At 71.4% G+C, this 14,196-nt stretch carries 12 protein-coding genes and 1 pseudogene; 4 read left to right on the forward strand and 9 right to left on the reverse strand.

Annotation, left to right across the window (positions count from 1 at the left end):
* Nucleotides 1–72: 72 nt before the first annotated feature.
* From FAB82_RS26310 to FAB82_RS26320, 3 genes are read right to left on the reverse strand one after another with little or no spacing between them, the layout of a single operon-like run.
* Nucleotides 73–846: an ABC transporter ATP-binding protein gene (locus FAB82_RS26310; RefSeq protein ID WP_136537531.1), complete on the reverse strand. Its 774-nt coding sequence runs from the start codon at nucleotides 844–846 to the stop codon at nucleotides 73–75.
* Complete coding sequence (locus FAB82_RS26315; RefSeq protein WP_168801792.1) at nucleotides 843–1,835, reverse strand: ABC transporter substrate-binding protein; 993 nt, start codon at nucleotides 1,833–1,835, stop codon at nucleotides 843–845. The genes FAB82_RS26310 and FAB82_RS26315 overlap by 4 nt, the downstream gene beginning before the upstream one ends.
* Nucleotides 1,836–1,874: 39 nt before the next feature.
* Nucleotides 1,875–2,954, reverse strand: coding sequence for a FecCD family ABC transporter permease (locus tag FAB82_RS26320; RefSeq protein ID WP_136537533.1), 1,080 nt, complete (start codon nucleotides 2,952–2,954; stop codon nucleotides 1,875–1,877).
* 106 nt (nucleotides 2,955–3,060) lie between these two features.
* Here FAB82_RS26320 and FAB82_RS26325 point away from each other — a divergent pair, with 106 nt between their 5' ends.
* Together FAB82_RS26325 and FAB82_RS26330 are read left to right on the forward strand one after the other, a co-directional pair.
* Nucleotides 3,061–4,824: an ABC transporter ATP-binding protein/permease gene (locus tag FAB82_RS26325; RefSeq protein ID WP_168801793.1), complete on the forward strand. Its 1,764-nt coding sequence runs from the start codon at nucleotides 3,061–3,063 to the stop codon at nucleotides 4,822–4,824.
* On the forward strand, nucleotides 4,821–6,608 hold the full coding sequence (locus tag FAB82_RS26330; RefSeq protein WP_136537535.1) for an ABC transporter ATP-binding protein: 1,788 nt from the start codon (nucleotides 4,821–4,823) through the stop codon (nucleotides 6,606–6,608). Before FAB82_RS26325 ends, FAB82_RS26330 begins: the two co-directional genes overlap by 4 nt.
* A 20-nt stretch (nucleotides 6,609–6,628) precedes the next feature.
* Here the strand turns inward: FAB82_RS26330 and FAB82_RS26335 are convergent, their stop codons facing one another.
* Nucleotides 6,629–7,258, reverse strand: coding sequence for a hypothetical protein (locus tag FAB82_RS26335; RefSeq protein WP_136537536.1), 630 nt, complete (start codon nucleotides 7,256–7,258; stop codon nucleotides 6,629–6,631).
* Between the two features lie 131 nt (nucleotides 7,259–7,389).
* Here FAB82_RS26335 and FAB82_RS26340 point away from each other — a divergent pair, with 131 nt between their 5' ends.
* A complete protein-coding gene (locus FAB82_RS26340; protein WP_136537537.1) occupies nucleotides 7,390–8,154 on the forward strand; it encodes a carbon-nitrogen hydrolase family protein in 765 nt (254 codons plus the stop codon).
* A gap of 95 nt (nucleotides 8,155–8,249) precedes the next feature.
* Here FAB82_RS26340 and FAB82_RS26345 read toward each other — a convergent pair whose 3' ends face one another.
* From FAB82_RS26345 to FAB82_RS26365, 5 genes are all read right to left on the reverse strand, one after another.
* Complete coding sequence (locus FAB82_RS26345; RefSeq protein WP_136537538.1) at nucleotides 8,250–9,254, reverse strand: MsnO8 family LLM class oxidoreductase; 1,005 nt, start codon at nucleotides 9,252–9,254, stop codon at nucleotides 8,250–8,252.
* 75 nt (nucleotides 9,255–9,329) lie between these two features.
* Nucleotides 9,330–10,364, reverse strand: a complete 1,035-nt coding sequence (locus FAB82_RS26350) for an NAD-dependent epimerase/dehydratase family protein (RefSeq protein ID WP_136537539.1) — start codon at nucleotides 10,362–10,364, stop codon at nucleotides 9,330–9,332.
* A 47-nt stretch (nucleotides 10,365–10,411) separates the two neighbouring features.
* Nucleotides 10,412–11,692 (reverse strand): hypothetical protein, encoded by a 1,281-nt coding sequence (locus FAB82_RS26355; RefSeq protein ID WP_136537540.1) that lies wholly within the window; start codon nucleotides 11,690–11,692, stop codon nucleotides 10,412–10,414.
* Nucleotides 11,689–12,912 carry a sensor histidine kinase gene (locus FAB82_RS26360; RefSeq protein ID WP_211116872.1) on the reverse strand — a complete coding sequence of 408 codons (1,224 nt, stop codon included), beginning with the start codon at nucleotides 12,910–12,912 and terminating at the stop codon, nucleotides 11,689–11,691. Before FAB82_RS26360 ends, FAB82_RS26355 begins: the two co-directional genes overlap by 4 nt.
* Nucleotides 12,909–13,598, reverse strand: coding sequence for a response regulator transcription factor (locus FAB82_RS26365; protein WP_211116873.1), 690 nt, complete (start codon nucleotides 13,596–13,598; stop codon nucleotides 12,909–12,911). Before FAB82_RS26365 ends, FAB82_RS26360 begins: the two co-directional genes overlap by 4 nt.
* Before the next feature lie 112 nt (nucleotides 13,599–13,710).
* On the opposite strand from FAB82_RS26365, the pseudogene FAB82_RS28735 reads away from it, so the two are divergent.
* A pseudogene (locus tag FAB82_RS28735) lies at nucleotides 13,711–14,157 on the forward strand (TIGR04282 family arsenosugar biosynthesis glycosyltransferase); the annotation flags it as partial.
* Nucleotides 14,158–14,196 lie beyond the last annotated feature (39 nt).

The raw sequence follows: 14,196 nt of genomic DNA on the forward strand, positions 1-14,196 counted from the left end.
TGCGAACGGGGGGTCGTCCTGCGCGACACACCCGACCTCCGGATCGCCGCAATCGCGGCATTCCATAAGCGGCTAGCTCTTGTCGTCCCGGGTGAGCGGGCTGAACAGGAGTTGTGGGACGCCGTCGATGTCGACCCGGCGCGTCGCAATTCGGTAGACCGGTTCGATGACTTCGGGGCGCAGGACCTTGTCGGGGTCTCCGTCCGCCGCGATGGCGCCGCCGTCGAGGAGGATCAGGCGATCGCAGTAGCGGGCCGCGAGATTGAGGTCGTGGAGCACCGCCACGGTGCAGAGCGGGAGTTCGGCGACCAGGGACAGGATTTCGTGCTGGTAGCGGACGTCGAGGTGGTTGGTCGGCTCGTCGAGGAGCAGGTGGGTCGCGTCCTGGGTGAGGGCGCGGGCGATCAGCGCCCGCTGGCGTTCGCCTCCCGAAAGGTCGCCGAGGGGGCGCTCGGCGAATTCGGTGATGCCGGTGCGGCGCATGGCCTCTGCCGCGACGGCCTTGTCGTCGGGGGTGTAGGAACTCCAGCCGCCCCGGTGGACCGAGCGGCCCAGGAGGACCGATTCCCAGACGGTGAGCGGGAACTCGCCGTGTTCCTCCTGGGCGACGGAGGCCAGGCGCTTGGCGCGCTCGCGCGGGCGCAGGCTCCCCAGGTCGTCGCCGCCGACCATAATGGTCCCGCCGGCGCGGCGGATCGCGCCGCTCACGGCTCCCAGCAGCGAGGACTTGCCGCTGCCGTTGGGGCCCACCAGGCCGGTGACCGCGCCGTCGCGGGCGTCGAATTCGACGCCCGCGACGGCCTCCACCGATCCATAGCGGACGGACAGCCCGGCCGTCTCGATCACTGCGCAGCGCCTTCGACCACGGCGCGCAGGCCCCGGATCGCGCCGGGGTCGGGGTTGAGGTCCCCGGCCGAGACGCCGATGACCAGGTCGTTCTTGACCGCTTGGAGGTCGGCCGCGCCGGGCTCGGCGAGCAGTTGGGCCTTTGCGGTCTCGAAGTCCTCGCCGTAGACGCCGTAGGCCAGGAAGATGACTTCGGGGTCGGCATCGATGAGCGTCTCGAAGTTGGCCTCGACGAATGCCGACTGCTCGTCGCCGTAGACGTCGTCGAACTCGGCGCGGTCGAGGATGTCGTGGGCGATACTCAGGCCCCCGTAGGCGCTCATGGTCGCGGTCGAGGACCAGTAGTAGACGGCCGCGGCGGTGCGGCCCGCGCCCGGTGCCGAATCCTCCATCTCGGACAGTTCGCTCGTCAGCCGCTCGGTGCTGGCCGCCGCGGCCTCCTGGGTGCCGAAGACCTCGCCGAAGCGCTCGATGTCCGCGAAGACCGTGTCGAAGCCGACCGAACCCACCACGGCCTCATCGTTATTGCACTCGCCGGTGATGACGAGGTTCGGAATGCCGGCGCTCTCCAGGCTCTCCGGCGCGGCCTCGAAGAGCCCGTAGCCGACGACGATGTCGGCCCCGGCGCCGATGATCGTCTCGGCGGAGGGGTCGGCGGGGTCGATGACCTCCACCTCCGTCGGCGGGTTCTCCAGGTCCTCGGGCAGCGGCGCGTCGAATTCGCCGGTGCGGGCCGTGATCCGGTCCGAGGCGCCCGCCGCGTCGAGCAGAGCGACCGCGGAGTGTCCGATGGTGAGCACCGACTCCGGCTCGGACTCGATCACGGTCTCCTCGCCGCAGTTGACGACGGTGAGCGGGTATTCGCTGCCGCCGTCACCGGCGCCCGCGGCCTCGGGGCCGGAGCCGCAGGCGGCGAGGGACGCGGCCAGCGCGGTCGCGGCGGCGACCGCCAGCGGCACGTGTGCGGCACTCTTCCGGTTGGTGCGCATAGGGATCAATCGCTCCTTCATTGGGTGTTGCGGTTCGGGTCAGCGGGAGTCGAGGCGGCGGACCAGGACGATGAGCAGCGGGGTGCCCACCAGCGAGGTCAGGATGCCGAGGGGGATCTCGCCGGGGGCGAGCATGGTTCGGGCCAGGGCGTCGGCCCAGACCAGCAGCAGGGCGCCGCCGAGCGCGGCGGCGGGCACGGCGAGCCGGTGGGAGGCGCCGACCAGGAGCCGCACGAGGTGCGGGACGACGAGGCCGACGAAGCCGATCGCGCCGGCCACGGCCACCGCCGCGGCGACGGCGAAGGCGACGAGCAGTGCGGCGAGGGCGCGGAAGCGGGTGGGGTCGGCGCCGAGGCTGTGGGCGGCTTCGTCGCCGATAGCGAGGGCGTCGAGGCGGCGGGCCTGCCAGGCCATGGCCGCGGTGATGCCGATGGCGGCCGCGGCGGCGATCGGGAGGCTGCCCCAGTGGGCCTGGGCGAGCGAGCCGAGGGTCCAGAACAGGACGGCGCGGGCGCCGTCGCGCGAGTCGGAGGCGAAGATCAGGAAGTTCGTGACGGCGGTGAGCGCGAAGGCGACGCTGATGCCGGCGAAGACGAGCCGCGCGCCGATGAGCGTGCCTCCGGTGCGGGCCACGGCGAAGACGAGGGCGATCGCGAGCAGGGCACCGGCAAAGGCCGATCCGGTGAGTCCGATGGTGCCGACACCGAGTCCGAAGAGGATTGTCGCCGCGGCTCCGGCGGAGGCACCGGAGGAGACGCCGAGGAGGTAGGGGTCGGCGAGGGGATTGCGCACCAGGGCTTGGACGGCGATCCCGGCGACGGCGAGGGCGGCGCCGACGCAGGCGCCGAGCAGGACCCTGGGGGCTCGCAGTTTCCAGACGATGTTGTCGTCGGAGACGGCCCAGTCCGCTTGTCCCGCACCGAAGAGGTGGTGGACGAGGATGTCGGCGACGACCCCGGGGGCGATCCGGACGGGTCCGAGTCCGACGGCGATGGGGATGGAGAGGACGAGCAGCACTGCCAGGCAGGCGATCCAGGTCAGGCCCCGCACCAGGCGGGCGCGGCCGGGCGGGGCGGGGGTGTGGGGCCGCCGGGTCGCGGGCACCGCTGCGGCGGTCATGTGGCTCCGATCTCGGACATGGCTCATTATTGACAATGGTTATCGGTACGCTAGTGTATTGAACACCATTTGCAATAAGACGCCGCCCCCAGGAAGCCGAGCGAACGTGATCCACCTCCGTCTGATCCCTTTGGCGCGCAAGGCATTCATGCCGCTGATGGGAGTGACCGCACTGGGGCTGGCGATCAGTGCAGCCGTCATCACCCAGGCACTGGCGACCGCCGCGATATTCTCCAACGTCATCACCGGATCCGCGCTCGCGGACCTGGGAACGCCGCTGACGGTCCTGGCCGCCGCCCTCCTCGCCCGGCCCGCCCTGAACTTCTGCCGGGAACTGGCCGTCCACCGCGCCGCCACCGGCGTCAAGATCGCGCTGCGCTCCCGCATCCTTGACGCCGGCGCCCAGGCCGGGCCCTTCGCGCTGGCGCGCGAGCGAACCGGGCACCGCCAGTCCCTCGTGACCGACGGCGTCGAGAATCTCGAACCGTACTTCGCCCGCTACCTGCCGCAGGTCACCGTCACCGCGCTCACCTCGATCGCGGTCGTGATCGCCTTGGCGCTCATCGACCCCGTGACGGCCGCCGTCGTCGGCGCCGTCGCCCTGGCCGTGCCGCTGTCGCCCCGGCTGTGGGACAAGATCATGGCCGAGCACGGCGACTCCCATTGGAACGCATACGCCGACGTCAATGCCGACGTGGTCGACTCCATGCGCGGCATGGCGACGCTGAACGCCTTCAACGCCGCCGCCCGGCGCCGCGAGGAGCTCGCACGCTCCTCCGACCGGCTGCTCGCCACCACGATCCGCCAGCTCAGGGTGTCGCTCCTCGAATCCGGGATCACCGCGCTGTTCCTGGTCGCCGGGCCCGCGATCGCCCTCGCCGTCGGCATCGCCCGGGTCGGCTCCGGCGCGGTCGAGGCCGCCGCGCTGTTCGGCATCACGCTCCTCGCCTTCGAGGCGTTCCGGCCCTTCCGGGAGCTCTCGATGCACTGGCACGCGGGCTACTTCGGCGTCGCGGCCGGACGCCGGGTCCTCGCCCTGCTCGACGAGGCGACGCCGCCGCTGCCCGGAGGCACGGCGGCGTCCCCCCGATTCGGCGGACCCGACGCACCGCCCGCGATCGAGGCGCGCGGCCTCACCTTCACCTACCCCGGATCCGAGACTCCGGCGCTCGACGGCGTCGACCTCACCGTCCCGGCCGGATCGACCGTCGCCATCGCCGGTCCCTCCGGCTCCGGCAAGTCGACACTCGCCGGGCTCCTGCTGCGCCTGGCCGTGCCCGATGAGGGCGAGCTGCGTCTCGGCGGCACCGCCACCGCCGACCTGACCAGCGAGCAGTGCACCGACGCGGTCGCGCTGGTGTCCCAGGCCCCCTTGCTGTTCGCCGGGTCCGTCGCCGAGAACCTGCGCCTGGTCGCACCCGGCGCCGACGACGACACCCTGTGGGACGCCCTCACCGCCGCCGGTGCGTCCGAAGTGGCCGATCCGCGCCGCGGCGGGCTCGACACGCCCTGCGGCGACGGCGGCGCGCTCCTGTCCGGCGGCCAGCGCCAGCGCCTCGCCATCGCCCGCGCGCTCCTCAAGGACGCGCCAGTCCTGGTGCTCGACGAGGCCTCCAGCGCCCTTGACGCCCGCCGCGAGACCGAGGTGTTCGCCGGACTGATCGGTCGAGCGGCCCGAACCGACGGCACCCCGTTCACCACCGTGGTGATCGCCCACCGGCTCTCTACGCTCCGCGAGGCCGATCGGATCGTGGTACTAGATGGCGGCCGCGTCGCCGAGACCGGCACGTGGGAGGAGCTGATCGCACGCGATGGACTGTTCGCGCGCCTGCACCGCGCCCAGCGGATTGAAGAGGTTGGAATCCGATGAGCCCCAAGCACACTTACGGGAGCGCGGCGCTGCTGCGCCCGCTGATCCGGCTGCTCGGGGTGCTGCGCGGGCACCGCGCGATGTTCTGGCAGTCGACGGCCTCCCTCGCGCTCTCGCTGCTGACGGCCGCGGCGGCGGCCGGACTCAGCGCCTACGCCGCGTCCCTGGTGGTCCAGGATCCGTCCGACACGGGTCTAGCGCAGTTGCTCCTGCTTGGACTCGCGTGCGCGGTGATAGCGCACGGCGCCTTCACCTGGATCGAATCCTGGCTCAGCCACGTGATGGCCTACCGCGTCATCGACGGGCTGCGCCTGGGCCTGCACGACGGGATCGAGCGGCTCACCCCCGGCGGGCTCGGCAAACGCCGCGGCGGCGAGGTGGCCGGGGCCGCGATGGCCGACGCCGAGACCCTGGAATGGTTCTACGCCCACACCGTCGGGGCGTCGCTGTGCGCGGCCGTCAGTCCGCTCGTCGTGGTCGGGGCGCTCATCGCCTTGACGGGCCCGATCGGACTCATCGCGTTCGCCGGTGTCGCCGCGCTCATCGCCGTCCCGTGGTTCCTGGGGCCGCTCCAGGCCCGCCAGGGCAAGGCGGTGCGCGATGGCCTCGGCGATCTCAAGGCCATCACTCTCGAAGGGGCCGAAGGGCTCCGGGAAATGCTCTCGCTGGGCCTGGCCGAGCGCCAGAAGCGGCGGGTGCTCGAGGCGACGGAGCGGGTGCAGCGGCGCAAGCGGGCGCTCGCGCTCCGGGCGGGCGCCGAGAGCGCCCTGGCGGACCTGATCGTGGCCGCGACGTTCATCGCCTTCCTGGTGGCGCTCACCGCGGCGGTCAGCGGCGGTCGGCTCGACCCCGCCCTGTTCCCGGCCGCGATGGTGCTGCTGACCGCGGCGTTCATACCCGCCTCGGCGATTTTCCCGATGTTCCAGCGGCTCGGCGAGATGTCGGCCGCCGCCACCCGGGTCCTGGACGTGATCGACGCACCGGCGCAGGTCGCCGATACCGGGACGGATTCGGCCGGAGCGCGACAGCGCGGGGACGGCGCGGTGCGCTTCGAGCACGTCGACTTCGCCTACGAGGCGGGCACTCCGGTCCTCGACGGCCTGGACTTCACCGTCCCGGCGGGCGAACACGTGGCCGTCGTCGGGGCCTCCGGCGCGGGCAAGACCACGCTGGCGCATCTGCTGATGCGGTTCTGGGATCCGGTCTCGGGCCGGGTGCTCCTGGACGGGACCGACCTGCGCGAACGGCCGATCGCCGCAGTGCGCGAACGGATCGCGCTGATCCCCCAGCATCCGTACGTCTTCCGGGGCACCGTCAGATCCAATCTGGACTTGGCCGTCCCGGGCGCCGACGAGGCGGCGATGTGGAAGGCGCTCGAGAGCGCGCAGCTCGCCGACACCGTCCGCGAGTGGCCCGCCGGCCTGGACGAGGCGGTCGGCGAGAACGGCGCGACGCTCTCGGGCGGCCAGCGCCAGCGCCTCGCCATCGCGCAGGCGTTCCTGCGCGAGGCCGACGTCCTGGTCATGGACGAAGCCGCCGCGCACCTCGACGGGATCGGCGAGCAGGCGCTGGCGCGCGCCGTCGCGGAGGTCATGGACGGGCGCACCACCCTCGTGATCGCCCACCGGGTCTCGACCATCCGCCACGCCGACCGGGTCCTGTTCCTGGACGGCGGCCGTCTCGCCGACACCGGCACGCACACCGAACTGCTGGAACGAAACCCCGCCTATCGAGCGCTGCTCGCCCAGGCGGAACTGCCCGCTGACGAACCCGCGGAGGGATAGGTCCAAGGCCGCCCGTGCCGTCAGCGCTCGCGCAGGTCGTCCGCGACCTCATCCACCTCTGGTCGGGGTTCCTCCGGTTCGCCTCTTCGCAGCGTCGCGCGTTGGTACAGCGGGAAACTGATCAGTTTGGTCAGTCGGCCCAGCCCGATCGCCGCGGTGACCGCGAGGGCGACCGCCCAGAGCATTCCCAGCGGCAGCCGCCCGTAGCCGGTCGGCCAGATGCGCTCGTACGTCTTGGATTTGACCAGCTGCAATTCGGTTCCGGCCCCGAATGGACGTGAGACTCGGACTTCTTCGGTCGAAGGTCCCGATCCGGGATGCCATTCGACTTCGGCGCTGCACACATGGCCGCCGAAGAAGGCCCGGTCGCACTCGACGCTCGAGGCCGTGCCCGTGGCGGTGACGCCGCCGTCCACGCCCGCGCCGTAGGGCCCGAGGGCCATGATCGCGAAGTACCAGAGCGGAAGCACGCTGAGGCAGCACACCAGGATCGCCCAATCCGAGGGCGTGAACCGCTGCTTGTCTTCGATACCCGGCAGCCGCTTCGCGCGTTTTCGCAGCGCGAAGCCGACCACGCTGAGAGCCAGCAGGCCCAGCAGCCAAGGATTGAGGGCGATCCAGGACGTCACGGCGGAGAAGAAATCGTTCAAGGGAGGACCTGTCAACCTTCAAGACGCGGGGCTACCCCGCACGGGCACACCGGAAGTGTAGGCCCGGCGGGCAATTCCACGCACCTCGACTCAACAGACGGAATGAACTCGGCATCGATAGTCTGGAGCTCATGGCCGAGCACCCCGCACCGCTGTCCATCGCAGCCGCGCAACCTCAGTTGCGCCGAAACGACCTTGCGTACAACGCGGCCGCTCATGCCGCGGTGATCCGTGACGCCGGGACGCGGCTGGTGGTGTTCCCCGAGCTGTCGCTGACCTCCTATGCGCTCGACGCCCCTGCGGTGTCCCTTGAAGACCCGGTCTTCGACGCGATCCGGGAGGCCTGCACCGAGACCGGGTCGGTGGCGTTGGTCGGGGCACCGGTCCGCGAGACCGACGGCGTCGAGCACATCGCCGCGATTCGCGTCGACGCCGAGGGCCCGATGGTCGCCTATCGCAAGATGTACCCGGACGAATCCGAGGTCCGCCGGTTCACGGCCGCCGCGGACCTGGTCGTCATGGAACTCGACGGCTGGCGACTGGGCATGGCGATCTGCCGCGACACCGGAATCTTCGAGCACGTCGCCCAGACGGCTGAGCTCGCAAAGCGGTCGGGCTTGGGTGGCATCGACGCCTACGTGGCCGGCGCTCTGTTCACCCCGAAGGGAGCGGGTCGCCGCGACAAGCGGATGCCGAAACTCGCCGCGGCGTACCGGATGTGGGTGGTGCAGGCCTGCTTCGCCGGGCTGGGGAGCGACTATCCGGTGACCGCGGGCGGGTCCGGAATTTGGGCACCGGACGGTTCGGTTGCGGCGCAGGCAGACGATCGGCCGGGACGGATCGTCACGGCACTGCTCGACTTCTTACGGAGCCGCGCGGCCACCGCGGCGAACTGAGCGTATTGGGGCGTGAGCGAAATCGGCCATGCCGTCCGCGAAGCCCGTCTCGGCGCGGCTCGCCCGAGGCGAGCCACGTGGGGTTGGAATGACCGTCAGAGGCCGACGGCCAGTTCTGCCAAGCGCCGATGCGAATCGAACAGCGCCTTGCGGTCGTATGTCGAAGTTCCTACGAGGATCTCGTCCGCGCCGGCCGCCTCGATCAGATCCTTCAGGCGCGGCGCCACCTCTTCCTCAGTGCCGTAGATGGCGTTCGACAAGCCCCGCCACAGGTACTCGGATTCCTTGCCCGTCTTCTCGGCGGACCGGATCTCGGCCGGCGGCCGCAGCGGCGAGAACTCGCCGCGCGTCCGCGACAGCGCCGTCGACCAGGCCTCGGGCAGGAGCAGATCCTGCGCCGCCTCGCAACTCTCGGCCACCGCCACCGTCTGGGCGACCACCACATAGGGCTCGTCCCGCCACGCGGACGGCCGGAAGTCGCGTCGGTACTCCTCGATCTTCGTACCCATCGCCCTCAGCCCCCTGGCCGGGGCGATCACCAGGCCGAGACCGTGCCTGGCGGCGTACTCGCCGCCGGAGCCGACCGCCAGAACGAAGGCCTCCGGGCGCAGCCCTTCGCCGGGCCGGGCGTGCACGCCGGGATACGTCTGCTGGTCACCCGTGAAGTAGCCCAGCAATTCGGTCAGCAGCTCGTCGAAATCGTCGGCCTCGTCCAGGTCGTGGCCCAGCGCGGCCCGCACGGCCGGGACGAAGCCGAGCGTGCGGCCCAGACCCATGTCGATGCGGCCCTCGAAAAGCGCCTCCAGGACCCCGAACTGCTCGGCCACCACCAGCGGCCGGTGATTGGGCAGCATGACACCGCCGGTGCCGACCCGGATTCGCGCCGTAGCGGCGGCGATGGCCGCCGCCAGGACGGTGGGAGCCGACCCGGCGATCCCGGGCACGCTGTGGTGCTCGGCCACCCAGTAGCGGTGATAGCCCAGCTCTTCGGCCCGCTTGGCGCTTCCCACCACGTCGCGCAGGGTCTCGGCGGGTGTCTCGCCCTCCGCGATGACGGCGCGATCGAGCAGGGAAAGGCGGACGGGTCGCTGGGAGCTCATGCGACGTGCAACGTCGGAAAGCCCCCAGATGTTTCGGGCCGGGGCCGGATGGTGCCCCAGTTCACGGGCCCCGCCTCACGCCCGGAGCGGAGCCGTCGCGAATTCCGCCATCCCCTTGTCGAAGCGGGTCTCGGCCCGAAAACCCAGGACCGCTTCGGCCAGGTCGGGCGAGGCGACGACGTGCCTCACGTCCCCGAGCCGGTACTCCCCCGTAACGACCGGCTTCGGCACCCCGGTGAAACCGGCGGCCAGGGCGTTCGCCATGTCACCGACGCTGTGCGGCTCGCCGCTGGCGATATTGCACGCCCCGTTCCAGTCCGAATCGAGCGCGAGCACGTTCGCCCGGGCCACGTCGTCCACGTGCACGAAGTCGCGCATCTGACCGCCGTCCTCGAACACCCTGGGCGCCCTGCCGGCCTCGAAGGCGCTGCGGAAGATCGCGGCGACGCCCGCGTACGGAGTGTCGCGGGGCATCCGGGGGCCGTACACATTGTGGTATCGCAACGCGCACACGTTCACACCCGCTTCACGTCCATACAGGAACGACAGGTGCTCGGTGTGAACCTTGGTGGCGGCGTACACATTGCGCGGGTCGAACCCGGCGTGCTCCGGCACCGTCTCCCAGTCCAGGTCCTCACCGCACGTGGGGCAGCGCGGTTCGAAGCGCCCGGCGTCGAGGTCGGCCGCGCTCCTGGGTGGGACGTCTCCCCGGCCGTGGTCGGGGCAGTTGTAGCGGCCCTCGCCGTAGACGACCATCGAGGAGGCCACGACGAGCCGACCCTTGAACGACCGGTTCCACAGGGCCCGCAGCAGGTTCGCGGTTCCCAGGTCATTGTCGCGGACATAGGCCGACACGTCGTTGAAGTCGACGCCGAGCCCCACCCGGGCGGCCTGGTGGCACACCGCGTCGACCCCGGCGACGGCGCCCTGCACCGCCGCCTCGTCGGACAGGTCACCGACCCGAAAGTCCACCCCGTCCGGCAGATAGTCGGGCAGGCCGTCCTGCACGGCAAGAGAATCGAGCACCACCACCTCGTCGCCGCGCGCGACGAGCCGGTCGACGATGTGGCTGCCGATGAATCCGGCCCCGCCGGTCACGAGCACTCGCATTTTCTTCCTTTCTAAGGCACAGTCTTCCCGGCGGCGCAGCGTCGCTGTCACCACGGAGTTTGGAGGACCGCCGCGAGGAGGACCGCGACGCCCAGTTGGACGGTCAGCCACGGGCGGATGCTCCGCAGCGCGCATCCGGCGAGGAGGATCAGAGGGATGAACGGCTGCCAGATCCGCTCGACCTCACCGGAGTACATGCCCGAGAAGGTCGCGATCGCGATCGAGGCGAGGGCCGAGCCGACGACGATCCACATTGCCCGGTTGCGCAGGAACACGAGAGCGGCCGTGATGGCCGGGCCGATCGCGAGCGCGAGGATCGCCGGGTTCCCGATCAGGAAGTACCAGTAGCCGCGGTGGGAGGCCACGCCGGCGTAGTACCGGATGCGGGTGGCGGCCATGCCGTCGAGATACCAGTAGCCCCAGGCGAGCGGGGCGAGGACGATTGCGGCGGCGACGGCTCCGCCGCCCAGGATGACGTCCCAGCGGCGGCGGAGGACGGCGACGACGAGGAACGGCAGGGCGACCAGGGCGCTGGAGAAGGTCAGCAGCGCGGCGGCCCCGGCCAGGAGGCCGCCGGCGACGGTGAGCGCCCAGGCCTTCGGCCCGGTGCGGCCGGTGGCGAGGACGAGCAGCGCCATCGCGACGAGGACGACGCAGAAGACGATGTCAGCGTTGTTGTGCCAGAACGCGGCCGGAACGATGACCAGGAACGGTGCGGCGCGGCGGGCGAGTCGCTCCCCGGCGATCTCGCGGCCGATGATCAGCGCGGCGCCGACCGAGGCGCCCGCGGCGAGCAGGATCAGCGTGTTGTCGAAACAGAGTCCGGACAGGCCGATCCGGTCGGCGCCCCACAACAGGGTGAGGAGGCCGGGCGGGTGGGACGAGAGGTGGGTCGGGAAGTCACCGGCGGCCTGGGTGGTCGTGTACGTCTCCAGGAAGGACCTGAGGCCCCCGGCGTCGTCGATGAGGTGGATGTGGGCGCCGTAGTCGCGGTGCAGGTCGGTGCGAGTGTTCTCGTGGGAGTGCGCGAAGGACAGCGCGAGGCTGAACGCGATCCCGCCGAGTGCCATGGGCGCGACGGTCCAGCGCCAGCGCCAGCGGGCGGCGATGACCGGGAGAGCGGCGATGAGCAGGGCCCCGGCGCCGATCGGAATGAGCAGTCTCGCGTCGATGTCCGGGTGCCAGTGCCCGTAGAGGGGCATGGCGCTGAGTTTGAGCCAGGCCTCGGTGGTGGCCACCTTGTATTGGCCCAGTGCCCAGGCGAGGACGAGCAGCAGCGCCCAGGCGCTGAGGATCAGGGCCGTGGCGACCGTTCTGCGTCGGATCACCAGACACCCCCTAGCGGCAGCCGGACGGTGAAGCGGCATCCGTTGCCCCAGTTGGCGACCGAGACGGTGCCGCCGTGGGCTTCGATGAGGCCGCGGGCGATGGCCAGGCCGAGTCCGCCGCCGCGTTCGTCCCGGCGGCGGGCGTCGTCGCCGCGGAAGGCGATGTCGAAGACGCGCGGCAGGTCGGCTTCGGGGATGCCGCCGCATTCGTCGCCGACCCGTACGGCGACGGTCCCGGCCTCGCCGACGGCTTCGACCCTGACAGTCCCACCGGGCGGGGTGTGGCGAATCGCGTTGTCGAGCAGGTTGGCAAGGGCGCGAGTGCATTCGCGGGCCGAGACCTCGGCGGGGGGCAGGTCGGCGCAGTTCTCGGTCAGGCCGACGCCCTTGAATTCGGCGGCGGCGGAGGCCCCGGCGAGCGCGTCGGCGAGGGCGTCGGACAGGTCGACCTTCTCGGCGCCGAGCCGCAGGACCCCGGAGTTGATGCGGGAGAGTTCGAACAGGTCGTCCACGAGGGCGGTGAGCCGTTCCGCGTCGGTGCGAATCTGCGAGTGGTAGCGCTTGAGGGTGGCGTCATCGTCCACGATGTCGTCGTCCAGGGCCTCGGCCATGGCGCGGATGGTGGCGAGCGGGGCGCGCAGGTCGTGGGAGACCCAGGCGATGAGCTCGCGCCGTGAGGCTTCGAGGGCGCGTTCGCGGCGCTGGGATTCGTCCAGGCGCCGGGAGACGTCGTTGAGTTCGGCGGCGAGCATGGCCAGTTCGCCGGGCCCGGTGACGGGGGGCGCGTTCTCGGCGTGGATGCGGCCGTCCGTGCCGACGAGGGTGCGGGCGTAGTCGCCGACCTGGCGCGCGCCGGCGCCGATGTCGTCGCCGAGCTGCCAGGCGGCGCCGAGTGCGATCCCGGCGGCCACGATGAGCACCACGAACAGCACGACCAGGTCGTGCGCGGAGATGAACATGGCCTGGGCGGCGGTGACGACGCCGGTGGCGGCGACCAGGACCGAGGACATGGCGACGGTGAGGGCCTGGATGCGGGCGGGCCGGTTGCGCAGCAGGCGCAGCACGATGCCGCCGAGGATGCTGGCGATGGTGGAGGCGACGGCGGCGATGCCGATCAGGACGGCGATGTCGCGGGGCGGGAAGTCGGCGGCCAGCGCGATCGCCCCGGCCGCGGCGAGCGCCGTGGCGAGGATGAGGAGGAAACCGATGCGGCGCATCATGCCTCCCACCGGTAGCCGACACCGCGCACGGTCTTGAGGTGGGTCGGCGCGGACGGGTCGTCCTCGATCTTCTCGCGCAGCCGCCGGACGTGCACGGTGACCGTCGACGTATCGCCGATGCTCCAACCCCACACCGATTCCAGCAGCTCCTCGCGGCGGAAGGCCCGCCCGGGATTGGTCAGGAACGACACGAGCAGGTCGAACTCCTTGGTCGTCAGCGTCAGCGGCAGGCCGGCCCGGCGGACCTCGTGCGCGACGGTATCGACTTCGAGCCCGCCGCCGGTCAGGAGCTCGGCGGGTCCGGAGCTGGCGGCGGCGCGCCGCAATACGGCTCGGACGCGCGCGGCGAGCTCGCGCGGAGAGAAGGGTTTGGTGACGTAGTCGTCGGCCCCGAGGTCGAGACCGGTGATGCGGTCGTTCTCCTCGCCGAGCGCGGTCAGCATGACCACGGGGATGCCGGTCGCGGCGCGCAGTCGCCGGCACACCTCGAAGCCGTCCATGCCGGGCATCATCAAGTCGAGGACGACCAGGTCGGGAAGGGTGTCAAGGGCGCGCTTGAGCCCGATGTCGCCATCGGGGGCGTAGTCGACTTCGAAGCCCTCGCGGCGCAGGTATCGGGCGACGACTTCGGCCAGAGCGGGATCGTCGTCGACGACCAGCACTCGCGGCGCGGCGTCCAGGTTCATGGCACTACCTTGACCCATCCTTGCCCGGGGTGCCATCCGAAGGCCCAGACTTTCGCATACCGTAAGGAACTCCCGGGCCCGCAGGGGCGATTCGGCTCGTAGCATCGGCCTCATGCAGCGGACTCATCTCCTCGTATTGGCGAAGTCCCCGGTCCCCGGCCGGGTCAAGACTCGGCTCTCGCCTCCCCTGACCGCGGCGGAGGCCGCCGAGGTGGCGGAGGCGGCGCTGGCCGACACGCTCGAAGCGGTCGCCGGTTGCGGCGCCGACCGGAAGATTATCGCGCTTGATGGCGAGCCGGGGCCGTGGCTGCCGGCGGGTTTCGAGATCGTCGCGCAGGTGCCGGGCAGCTTCAATGAGCGGCTGGCGGCGGCGTGGGCGTTCGCGGACGGTCCGGGGATCCAGATCGGCATGGACACGCCGCAGGTCACCGCCGGGCTCCTTGACGAATGCCTCGCGGTCATCGAGTCCGGGAACGAGGCGGCCCTGGGCCTGGCCGAGGACGGCGGCTGGTGGGCGCTGGGTCTGGCCCGGCCGCACCCGGAGGCGTTCGACGGGGTGCCGATGAGCCGGGACGACACCGGCGTGCATCAGTGGATC

Origin of the sequence: Glycomyces buryatensis (assembly GCF_004912275.1) — a bacterium.
Lineage (GTDB): Bacteria > Actinomycetota > Actinomycetes > Mycobacteriales > Micromonosporaceae > Glycomyces > Glycomyces buryatensis.